The following is a 13,013-nucleotide window of genomic DNA, read 5'->3' as shown; positions in this document are numbered from 1 at the left end:
AAGGACAGCGATCAGCATGTCAGGTGAGCGTTCAGACAGGACACCGACGATACTTTCGTTTGTGACGCCGCGTGCCGCAAGGTGCGCAGCCAGCCGGCTGGCATACAGGTCAAGCTCAGCGTACGTCAGCGAACCGTCGGAAAATCGGATAGCCGGCCGCTCCGGTGTGACTGCCGCCTGTCGCTCAAACAGACCATGCAAGGTTGGGGCTTCAGGTGAAACAGATACTGTCCTGTTATTTTGAGAAACGATTTTCCGTGTTTTGTCCTCATCTAGCAATGTCATCTTTGACACAGGAAGAGATGGATCAGAGATGACGTCAGAGATCATGTGCTGTAAATAATCTTTTATTTCAGACATCATATTTGGTTGATAAGCGCCTGTATGAAAATGAATCCGAACGTACAAAGTACGCCCTGGGATCACTTTGACACTGCATCTATAATTAGTTACCTCTTCCATCTCAAAATCTTTCACGGAGAAATCAAATGATCCAGCTTGATTCAGCTCTTCAATCTCTTGTTGAGTAGGTGTATTTTCAAAGACGATAATATGATCGATCAGCTCTTGTTTAAGAGCGCTCTTCGCCTGAATATCATATAAGGGAAAGTAACTATAAGCTTCTGCCTCAGTCATGTCCTTTTGCATTCTGCTGACTAGGTCAGAAAAAGACAGAAAATCACTTTGGACTCGAATAGGAATGGTATTGATAAAAAGTCCGACCATGTTTTCCACATCTTTTAGCTCAGAAGGTCTGCCTGATATAACTGATCCGAACACAGCATCGTCGCGGCGATTGAACTTTTGGAGCATGATTCCCCATAAAGCTTGGAAAACAGTGTTAAGTGTCGCACCACATGCTGCAGCGATTTTCTGTAATTCGGAGGTTTCTTTTTCAGGAATGGTAAACGTGATCTGCTGTAATGTCCCGTCCGACATTTGATCTGTTCTTTTAGGCAGAGGCGAAGCTTTTTCGAAATGCTGAAGCCTCTTTTTCCAATACTCAGCTGCTTCTTCCCGGTCTTGCTGCATCAGCCATTTAATATACGTCCCGTACGGCTGTACGGGAGGCAAATCAGGAAACTGCCCTTTTCCAAGCGCTTGATAAATATGGAGAAAGTCTTTAATGACGATGCCTAAACACCAGCCATCCATTAAAATATGATGGTGGCTCCAGATACAGACATAATGATCAGGCGCCCATTTTAAAATAGATATTCTCATCAGCACATCCGTTTGGAGATCAAAGCCTTTGGATTTGTCCTGCTCTTTGAATGCCTCTGTACAATGTTCTTTATCTTTTTCATTGAGATGAGAAATATCTTCAACATGAACAGGGCAATGACGTTGCTTGAGCACGACTTGACGAGGTTTGGCTACATTTTTATAGATGAATGCTGTTCGAAAGATATCGTACCTGTCAAAAACAGCATCCATACTTTTCTGAAAACGCTCCAAGTCAAGCTGTCCATGGATCGTAAAAGAAGCCTGTTCAAAATAAGCTCTCGACTGTTCATCATACAGTGAGTGAAAAAGCATCCCTTCCTGCATAAATGACAAAGGGTATATATCCTGTATTTCGGGTTGCTGCGGCATCAGTGAATCTCCTCTCCCTATAGTTTGTTGACGGCTCCCATAATCTCACTCAATTCATCAAGCGTTAAGTCTTCATCAGTGAAATCAGATGCGCTCCATTCTCGGTTTTCTTTGCCCGTACAATGCTCAATGATGTTTTCCAGTGTCTGTTTAAAATGCCCGGCAAATGTTTGGATTGTTTTTTCTTCGAATTGCAGCCTGTTATAGATGATGTGCATGTTCAGGCACCCCGAAGAAACGGCGCCGCTGATATCCAGTGCATAAGGACGCTCCCAGTTCGGGCTGATCTCATTTCCTGGCTTGATGTCAGACACCTCAAAGGCATTTGATTGAATATCCTGATCAAACTGGCCTAAATAATTAAAGCTGATTTCTGGGCTGTTTTTCTCAGAGCCCCATCTTTTGCTGATATATTTCAGCACGCCGTAGCCCGCGCCTTTATGCGGTATACGGTGCAGCATATCTTTTGTCTGTTTAATAAGGTGGCCCAGCCGCTCTTCTTTGTCCTTATGATCGGAATCTCTCATATCAAGCCACACAGGATAAATGGAGGTGAACCAGCCAACAGTTCTGCTAATATCGATGTCCTCAAGATATGATTCCCTTCCATGGCCCTCCATGCTGATTTTAAATTGGTTATTTCCCGTCCATTTCTGCAAAGCAAAACCTAAAGCTGTCAGAAGGATATCATTCATCTCCGTGCTGTAAGCTTTATGTGCAGCCGTTAATAGTAATTCTGTGTGATGGCGAGATAGCTCAAAATCAATCACTTCTGTATCTATGAATGTGTTAGATGCTGCGTCATTGTCTTTTGGAACAGGCTGGATGTGACGGTTCTCGCACTCATCCCAGTACGCTGCTTCGCGCTGCATCTGGCGGCTTTTAGAGTAGTCAACTATTCTTTGAGAATACGTTAAATATGAATCTGTTTTTTGCGGCAGTTTAATAGATTCTCCTGAGACTGCCTGTTTGTAAGCAGCTGAAAAATCCTCGAACAAAATTCGCCAGGAAACCGCATCAACAACTAAGTGATGAATCGTCAGAAATAAATGGTCACCATTCTCGGTTCTAAACAATCCAGCATGAAGCAAGGGGCCGGTTTCCAAACGAATATGTTCTTGCATCCGGCTGGCTGCTTCCTCAATCGTGTACCGTGCTTCTGTTAGGCTATCCTTTACATCAAACAGTTCAAGTGCATATAGCTCCTCATCTGAAAGATCTATCCCTCTGTTTATCTGCACCTGCCTGCCATCTTCATGCCGGCATACGATTCTCAGTGCATCATGATGAGTCACAAGGCTTTTTAGTACTTTTCTAAGCGCAGCCTCATCAAATCGTTCAGCCCGGTAGATCATAACGGACTGGTTAAAATGATGGCTTTCCAGAGATTGCGAGAAAAACCACTGCTGGATAGGTGTCCAAGTAATCTCGCCTTCGACCGGGCCTTGGTCAATGGCGCGTACGTCTTTTCGAACCCGGGCGGACAGTTCACCAAGAGTCTGATATTCAAACATCTCACGTACTGTCGTTTCAAATCCGCGCTGCTTCAGTCTGGCACAAACCTGCAGCGCTTTAATAGAGTCTCCGCCAAGCTCAAAGAAATTGGCGCCTACACCCAACTCATTCACATTAAGAAGCTCCTCCCAAATTTCAGCCATCACCGTTTCAATCTCATTTCTAGGACTGATATCATCAGCTGTATAAGCGTGTTTTTCAGGTTCTGGCAGGGCTTTCTGATCGAGCTTTCCATTAACAGTCACCGGGATGCTGTCAATTTGTATCATACGGGCAGGCAGCATAAAGTCAGGCAAGGCGTTTTTTAGGTAAGCCCGGATGTCTGATATATTCGCAGCCTGTTGATCTCTTATCACCATATAAGCATATATAGCTGTTTGCCCTTGCTCGTCTGCTCTGGTAATGACAGCCGCCTCTTTAATCATTGGATACTGAAGAAGTGCCGCTTGGATTTCGCCTAACTCAATACGGTGCCCTCTGACTTTCACCTGCTCATCAATGCGGCCTAAATATTCCAGCTCGCCATTTGACAGGCGCTTAGCAAGATCTCCTGTTCGGTATAATCTGTCTCCCGGAAGATAAGGATTGGATACAAAACGGTCAGCGGTCAGCTCATCTCTGTTGAGATATCCCCGTGCCACACCTTCGCCGCCTATATACAGCTCCCCTGGAACTCCGATAGGCTGCAGATTCATATGAGCATCCATCACATAAGCCTGCAGAGTTGAAAGCGGCCGGCCGATATTGCTTTTATTTTTTGCAATGTCTGCTGCGGACAATTTTTTGAATGTTACATGGACCGTTGTTTCTGTAATACCGTACATATTAATCAAATCAGTGTGAGGATATTTTTCATTCCAGCTTTGAAGCAATCCGGGCTGTAAGGCTTCGCCGCCAAAAATCACGTAGCGGATGCTTAAATGATCTGTATGATTTTGATCTTCAAGCATCAAGCCGTAAAAAGCAGTCGGGGTCTGATTGAGTACAGTGACGCGCTCTTTTTTTAACAATAAACGGAATGCATAGGGGTCACGGGCTGTTTCTTTAGAGACCACGACTAATGTACCTCCGTTCAATAACGCACCGAACATCTCCCATACAGAGAAATCAAAGCAATAAGAATGAAATAACGTCCAGATGTCTTCATGGTTAAATTCAAAAGGCAGGTTTTGATGCTTCAAGAGACTGATCACATTGCGGTGCTCGACAATGACTCCCTTTGGCTGACCAGTCGTTCCAGATGTGTATATCACGTATGCGGGCTGATCCGTTACTATTTCTTGAATGTTTACATCAGCCGGAATTGAGTCGCTTTCACATTCATCGATATACAAAATTTGCCCGATGTAGTCTGCAGGTTTGTTTTGACCGCGCTCTGTCAGCAGCAGTTTTGCTCCGCTGTCATTGAGCATAAAGCTAATACGCTCCTGAGGATATTCAGGATCAATCGGCAAATAGGCCCCGCCAGCTTTTAAAATCGATAAAATGCCAATGATCATATCAGGTGACCGATCGAGCATCAGACCGACGATATCGCCAGTTCTGACCCCTTGTTTGATCAGCATAGCAGCTGCCCGCTCGGCTTTTTCATTCAGGTCTCGATACGTAAGCTGAGAATGGCCGCACACCACTGCGATATGCTCCGGATACTGAGCGGCTTGCTTTTCAAATAAGCTTACTATGTTTTCATTTCTCGGATAAGCCGCATACTGCCCCATTTTTTCAAGGAGCAACCTACGCTCTGCAGCAGGAAGCAATTGCACGTCCGAAATTCTCATCTCGGTATCCGCCGTTACCCCTTTCACCAATTCAATAAAATAGGATGCCCACCGCGTAATGGTTTCTTCTTCAAAAAGAGCAGTGCTGTATTCAAAACGGCAGCGTATTCCACTCGGATGCTCCTCAGCGTGTAATGTTAAATCGAATTTGGATATATCATGTTTAGGAGTGACAGACGAAATCGACAGACCAGGCACTTCGAACCGGAAATCTTCACTGCTTTGAAGCACAAGCATCGCATCGAACAGCGGGTTGCGATTTACCTCTCGATTTGTATCGACCTTATCTGCCAGCTCCTCAAAAGGATAATCCTGATGCTCATAAGCGGTCAGAGCCAGATGGCGAATGTCCTGCAAATAGGAGCTGAACGTTTTGTGGCCCTCGGGCTTGCTGCGCATCGCCAATGTATTGACGAACATCCCGATGACGCGCTCCAGATCAGCGTGCGGTCTTCCGGCAGCAGGCGAACCGACAACAATATCCTCTTGCCCGCTTAGCTTAGATAACAAAATAGAATAGACAGCCAGAAGAATCATATACAATGTTGTTCCCGTTTCAGCCATTAAACGGTGCAGTTCATCAGCCATGTCTTTATCAATGTTGACTTCAATTGTTCCACCCCTGAAATCAGGGAGACGCGGCCTTGTTTTATCAAGCGGTAATTCTAGTGTAGGAAGACTCCCGCCAAGCTGACCGAGCCAGTAGGCCTCCTGTTTTTTGTATAGCTCTTTCGGGTACTTCTCTTGCTGCCAAACAGCAAAATCCTTATAATGCAGGTTTAAAGCTGGCAACTCTTTTCCGCAATATAAGTCAGTAAATTCTTGGACAAGAGTGCTCATCGAGACACCGTCGGCAATAATATGGTGCATATCGAGCAGCAAAAAGCCGCGGTGATTGCCGATTGTAATGACACATGCTCTAAAAAGCGGACCGGATGATAGATCAAACGGTTTGATAAAGGTCTCGATTGCAGACTCAAGCATTTGTTCTGATTCCATTTCAAGCTCTTTTAGATCAAAAGCTATCTCTGGATAAATGATCTGCACAGGCTCGTCTCTGTCAAGCACAAAAACAGTCCGTAATGCTTCATGCCGATTCACAAGTTCTGTGAGAACGCTTCTCAACCGCTGGCGATTCAGATTTCCGCGTAATTCAAGTACAGCTGGCATGTTGTAGCCTGTGCTGTCATCTGCCAGCTGATGAAGAGCATATAATCGTTTTTGCGAGAAAGACAGCGGATAGACATCTCTTTGATCCGCAGGTTCAATCTGTGTAAAAGCGTGTTCTTTTAAGCTCATCAATTTGCCTGCCATGCTTTCAACCGTCGGATATGAAAACACCTCACTGAGCGGCAGCTCGACATTAAGCTTTTTATGTATTCTTGATACTAGTGCGGCCGCTTTTAAGGACTGTCCGCCTAACTGAAAGAAATCATCACGAATGGCGATGTGCTGTTTATTCAGCACATCTTCCCAAATATGTGCGAGATCAGCTTCGATTAAGGTTCGGGGCGCCATATATGTGACACTCGTATTGTTTTCTGGTTCAGGAAGCGCAAACCTGTCAAGCTTGCCGCTGGATGTTAATGGCATCCTGCTGATGTTGATAATACTTGCTGGGATCATATAGGACGGCAATGTCCCGGCAAGATGCTGATACAAATCTGGGAGGCTGTTTCCCTTTTCGGGAACGATATAAGCAATGAGCTCCTTTTCCTCAGCAGAAACATCACGGGCCAGTACCGCGGCTTCCTTTACCCCCGGTGCTTGTCGAAGAACTGTTTCAATCTCTCTCAGTTCAATACGGTAACCCCTAATTTTTACTTGATCATCAAAACGTCCAATATATTCAATCGTTCCATCAGGCAAAAAGCGGCCTGCATCACCTGTTCGGTATAAACGCTCCCCTTCAAGGAATGGATGATCGGAGAATGCTTTCTGTGTCAGCTCTTGCTGTTTGTAGTATCCTCTCGCAAGACCCGCGCCGGAAATACACAGTTCACCCGAAGCGCCGATCGGCTGCATTTGATTTCCGTGCAAAACAAATACTTTTGTGTTTCTGATCGGGTGTCCGATCGTGATCCTCTCTTTTTCATTCAGATGCCGCAATATTGTTGTTGCCACACTGTTTTCTGTGGGCCCGTATTCATTTGCCAGTTCAGCAGAAGGACAAATCATTTGACTCAACTCAAGCAGATCAGGCGTGACCGCTTCACCCGCAAATGTCACAATACGAAGACTTTTTGCATCGTCAGCAGTCATCACTTCCAATAATACCCGGTACAGGGAAGGAACAATGATCATGTGGCTGACCTTATAACGGGCTATTTTTCGCTTAAGGGCCAGCACATCCTTCGCTTCGTCATCTGTTGTCAGCAGCACGCACGCACCAGACAAAAGCGGGGTAAATAAGCTCGTTACACAGCCGTCAAACACGTACGAAAACAAATGGAGGGATATATCCTGTTCGGCCATGCCATACTCTTCCCGTCTCCATTGCAATGTATTGGCAATACCGTGATGATCAACTAAAACGCCTTTAGGGCGCCCCGTCGTTCCCGAGGTATAGATCAAGTAGGCTAGATCACCTGGCGACATATTTGGAGCTTCTGTTTGGTAACTTTCTGTATGTTCTATCGTTATCGTATTTCCTTCATAGGACGGAGGGATCAAGGAAATAAGGTCTTCTTCTATCAGCAATTGAGCCGCTTGACTGTCCTTCAGCAGGAAAGAAAGACGTTCTGCTGGAAAATGTGGATCAAGCGGCATATAAGCGCCGCCTGCTTTCCAAATCCCAAGCAGAGCTGCAGGCATTTCCATTGACCGGCCCATCATTACAGCAACGATATCTCCAGATCCAACGCCTTTTTCTATCAGAGCGTGCGCAATCTGATTGGCTCTTACTTGTAACTGGCGATAGGTCCAGCATTCGTCTCCCATTTTCAATGCAGCAGCTTCAGGTGTTTTGTGAGCTTGTTCCTCGAACAATTGGGGTATCGTTTTGTTCACATAAGGACGCTCAGTTTCGTTAAACAATTGGATAACCTGTTGCTCCTCCGGCGGCACGATATTGATGTCACTGACGGCAACATCGGGATTTGTCAAAATGCAATCCAGTGCTTGCTTTAGATGCCCCTGAATCCTCAGCATCTCCTCCCGCTCGTAAACGTCTGCGTTGTAGCTGAATTTGATATAAAATGATTCTCCCGGAACGATAACGATATTAAAGTCGTAATTGGTTTGTTCCGACATTGAAATGTCACTCAGCTTCAGAGCGCCTTCATCATTTTCACTCTCCACGCTTAACGCCTGATGAAGCTGTACAGGGTAATTTTCAAAAACAAAAATATGATCGATCAACCCTTGCTTCAATGGACTATGGTTTTGAATCTCATAAAGCGGATAATACCCATGCTGTTCAGATGATAAAATATCCTCCTGCACGGCTTTGACCAGCGAAGAAAACGTTATGCCTTCCGCAGATCGGATTCGCACTGGAACAGTATTGATAAACAAGCCGACCATTGATTCAATCCCGTCAATCGCTGACGGGCGTCCCGAAATGACGGAGCCAAAAACGGCATCATCTGCAGCATTATATCGATGGAGCAGCACGCCCCAAATACTCATAAACAGCGTGTTTAATGTCACTCCCCAGTTTTGGGCAGCCTCTGTCAGTTTCTCAACCATATCCGGCGCTAATGAAAAGCTGACCTGGTCGGCTTTATAATCCCCGTCTGCCGTGCCGTGCCTTATTCTGGGAATAGAAGCAGTGTTGCCGTACTCCTTCAAATATTCGCTCCAGTAGGCAGCAGTCTCTTCTTGATCTTGTTCTCCTAGCCATTCAATATAACGGCTGTACGGCACCGTGCTGCCAAGCTGTACAGGTGAGTTATTTTTGAGCGAATCATACATGCTGAAAAACTCTTTAAGAATAATGCCGAGACACCACCCATCCATGATGATATGGTGATGTGTCCAGACACATGTATATTGGCTGTCTCCTCTATCAAAAAGGGCAAGACGCATTAAAGGATCTTTTTGCAAATCAAATCCTTTTTCCCGATCCTTAGTCATAAAAGCATCAATCAGCGTCTGCTGTTCTTGATCAGCCAGGCGAGAAATATCTTCTCTATATACTGTCAATTCCCGGTTTGATAGAACTACCTGCTGCGGACCTGTAAGATCTGGTACTTCTTTAATGAAAATCGTTCTGAAAATATCATATCTAGAAACAAGAAGGTTTAAGCTCTTTTGAAACGAGTCGACGCATAGATTCCCTGTGATCGTAAACGAGGTCTGTTCGATATATGCTTTCGAGCTGAAATCCATTAGTGAATGAAACAGCATTCCTTCCTGCATGTGCGATAACGGATAAATATCTTGAATTTGTGCCGATTGTGCCATCAATTCCACACACCTTTTCAAAAGTTAAAGATCTTTCACGAGATCTTCGATGCTAGATAATGCAGACAACGTTAATTCTTTATTGCTGAAATCGCTCAATGTTTTTTCGCGTGCTTTTTTCTGCGAACAATGCTCAATCGTCTCGATAAGATGCCTGTGAAAACGATCCATAAAGCACTCAATTGAGTGTTTGCTGAACACTTGGGTGTATACCGCTTTTACTTGAAGCCGTCCGTCCGTAATGAGAGCATTGATGTCCAGCTCATACTCTCGTTCTCTCTTACCCGCTATTTCGTGACGGGGCTGGTAATATGATAATTGAAACGTTTCAGCTTCTTTCTCTTCGCTAAATTGACCGAGATAATTAAAGCTGACCTCAGGCTCTTTATGCCGCAGTTCTCCTATGTGTGTTAACAATTCGTATCCAGTTCCTTTGTTCGGTACTCTTCTCAGCATATCTTTTGTCGTCTTAATTCGGTATGCGAGCTGATCCTCGAAAGGCTCGGGAATACCCATGTCTAGCAAAATAGGATAAATGGAGGTAAACCATCCAACGGTCCTTGAAATATCAATATTTGGCACATGCCCTTCTCTGCCGTGTCCCTCAGTGCTGATCACGATTTGGTCATGCCCTGTCCATTCAGAAAGCGCCATTCCTAAAGCCGTAAGCAAAAGTTCGTTGGCATCAGTACCATAGGCTTGCTGGGTTTCAAACAGCAATTTTTCAGTCCAGTCCCCGGATAGTACAAACGCTGCTGCGTCGCTATTCATTTGGAGTCTGTCCGGCACATTTTCTATGTCCTTAGGAAGAAAAGCAGTGTGAGCGTCTAAAATCGTTTGCCAATACGTTTTCTCTGAAAGCAATTGTTTACTTTCAGCTATTTGGGTAAGACCATCGGCGTAGGATAAATAAGAATCCGTTTTTGGCGGTAATTGGAGTTCTTTCTTTTCTAAAGCCTGTTGATATGCTGCAGCTAAATCTTCAAGCAGAATTCTCCAAGAAACGCCATCTATCACAAGATGATGAAGTGCAATCAGCAAATGATCCCCTTCTGCCGTTTTAAACAAACCTGCTTGCAGCAAAGGCCCTTTTTCTACATTCATTTTGCTTTGAATGACGGTTTCCTCAGCGGCAAGTTTTTCATCAAGGTGAGCCCTTTCCAGCGATGCTTTTGTCCAATCTGAAATATAAAGGCCAAACAGTTCATGATCCTTGTGATTGATTCCGCGATTAAACTGAATGACATGGCCGTTTTGGTCACGTTGGAAAATCATACGAATGGCATCATGATGCTCGGTTATTTTACGCAGCGCTAGATGAAGCGCGTTAGCATTGAATCCTTTTTCACTGAAAAGCATGACGGACTGGTTGTAATGATAGTGAAAAGCATGTACCTGCCCGAAAAATCTTCGCTGAATCGGGGTGAGTTCAGCTTCACCTTCCGCAGGCCCCTGATCCGCTTGAGATGCCAATGGTGTGATATGTCCGCATAGTTCCTGAATCGTTGAATAACGGAATAAGTCGCGTATTGTCATGCTCCAGCCTTCAGCTGCCAGACGTGCTGCTACTTGTAATGCTTTAATTGAGTCTCCGCCAAGCTCAAAAAAGGAATCGTGAATGCCGACTCGTGGCATGCTCAGTACATCTTCCCATATATACGCCATCGTTTTTTGTATGTCGTTAACTGGTGCGGTATATGGACGCGATAACACATTATTTGGAGCCGGCAAGGCATTTCTGTCCAGCTTTCCGTTTAGGGTCAGCGGCAAGTTTTCTAAAGGAATCAGATGTGCAGGAATCATATACGCTGGCAGCTCCTTTGTTAAAGCAGCCCGGAGAGCATTCGTATTGACGTCTGAAGGCACAATATATGCTGCCAAACCAGCCTGTCCATTTTTATCATGCTGAACGGCAACAGCAGCTTCTCTGACAAGCCCTGTTTGAAGCAGAACACTTTCAATTTCTTCTGTTTCAATTCTGTATCCATTTATCTTTACTTGATAATCCATTCGGCCAAGAAGCCGGATCGACCCGTTTGGAAGCCAGCATGCTCGATCACCGGTTCTGTACAGCCTTTCTCCAGAGACAAATGGATTTTCTGTAAATTTCATTTGCGTTAAGTCAGGTTTATGATGATAGCCTTTCGCAACACCTGCCCCGCCGATGCACAGCTCGCCGGCAACACCGATCGGCTGAATTTGATCAGTCTGGCTGAGTACATACATGTGTACATTCGGCAGCGGGCTGCCGATTGGCACGTTATCTCCCGTACACTCTCCACCCATACTAGTTTCATAGAAACTCGAATCAATGGTTGCCTCTGTGACACCATAGCTATTAATGATGCGCATGCTTTGGCCAAAGCGATCTGTCAATGTTTTGAAATCTTTAGCTTTCACCATGTCGGAACCAAGAATCAGTATGTCTAAGTCAGGAAGCTTGAACTGGTTACGGTATACATACTCCATCACCGGGATAATGAGAGCCGGTGTCGACTCCATCACCGTGATTCTCTGAAAGTTCATGATTTTATATATTTCAGCAGGTTCCAGCCGTGTTTCATCTGGGCAAATGATTAGAGTCCCGCCGTTGGTCAATGTTCTCGCCAAATCTCCTGAGAAGACATCAAATGAAAAGCTCGCGATTTGAAGCAGTCTGACAGGCTTCCGATCCAGCTCATAAATTTGACGCCAAGCCAGAGCAGCATGAGTAAAGTTCCGATAGGTGACAATGACGCCTTTAGGCGCACCCGTCGTTCCTGACGTATAAATGATATATACCGGCTCTTCAGGAGCAGGAGATAAGTTAAGGTTGCAGCTATTTTCTTCATAAGTGCTTTCATCGTCAAGGCAGATATGAGACATCTCAGATTCAGGCAAGTTTGAAATCAAATGCTTCAACTCCTGCTGTAAAAGAAGAATATCTGCCCCGCTATCACGAAGAATGTATTCAATACGAGCTTTTGGATAATGTGAATCGATTGGGATATACACTCCGCCAGCTTTCATCACTGCCAGCACGCCAACAATTGCATCGATGGAACGCTTGGCTAAAACAGCCACAGTTGGCTTCGGTCCTTTTCTGTTTTGCAATGTTCGTGCCAGACGATTGGCTCTTTCATTTAGAAGCCGATAGCTAATCTCTGTTTCGTTATCAATAACAGCTATATGTTCTGGATTTTCTTCAGCTTTCGCTTCAAATATGCGATGAAAAGGAATATCTTTTTGAGCAAATTCAACTTGAGTTTTGTTAAATTCAAAGACTATTTTTTGTTTTTCTTTATCACTAAGTATGTTTATTTGTGCAAGGCTTGTTTCAGGGGTTGAAAGTGCCGCATGCAGAAATTCGGTAAAATGATCGGCCCAGCGTTCAATCGTAGCTTTCAGGAATACTTCTGTACTAAATTCCATTTCGCAGCAAATAGATCCACTTATTTCCGTAGCTATTAATGTGATATCAAATAAAGAAATGTGATGTGCGAAATTGGCAGGCCGGACTTTTATTTCTCTCAGATCTATGTCCTGTTTTTCTACATTTTGAAGGATAAACATCGCATCAAACACTGGGTTCCGGCTCATATCCCGTGTCAATTCAAGCTTATCGACAAGCTCTTCGAACGGGTAATCCTGGTGCTCAAAAGCTTCCAATGCTGTCTCACGCACTTCCTGCAAATACTGTACAAACGGCTTCCCGCCCTCCGGGCGCGTCCGAAGCGC

General features: G+C 44.8%; 2 protein-coding genes and 1 pseudogene. All 3 read right to left on the bottom strand.

What is annotated here, in order from left to right:
• Nucleotides 1-1,596: condensation domain-containing protein (locus AC07VD_RS20755; RefSeq protein ID WP_217018886.1), on the bottom strand; the 1,596-nt coding region annotated here is incomplete at its 3' end.
• A 17-nt stretch (nt 1,597-1,613) separates the two neighbouring features.
• Nucleotides 1,614-9,296, bottom strand: a complete 7,683-nt coding sequence (ppsB, locus tag AC07VD_RS20750; RefSeq protein ID WP_217018885.1) for a plipastatin non-ribosomal peptide synthetase PpsB — start codon at nt 9,294-9,296, stop codon at nt 1,614-1,616.
• Between the two features lie 24 nt (nt 9,297-9,320).
• Nucleotides 9,321-13,013: pseudogene (gene ppsA / locus AC07VD_RS20745) on the bottom strand (plipastatin non-ribosomal peptide synthetase PpsA); the annotation flags it as partial.

Source organism: Bacillus sp. GW821-FHT01G09, assembly GCF_059422205.1.
Note: the sequence above shows the minus strand (reverse complement) of the source record. Positions and strands in the feature narration are given on the sequence as shown.

Bases quoted from the DNA above. Each gene is read 5' to 3' on its own strand.
- ppsB (WP_217018885.1), bottom strand. From the start codon at position 9,296: ATGGCACAATCGGCACAAATTCAAGATATTTATCCGTTATCGCACATG.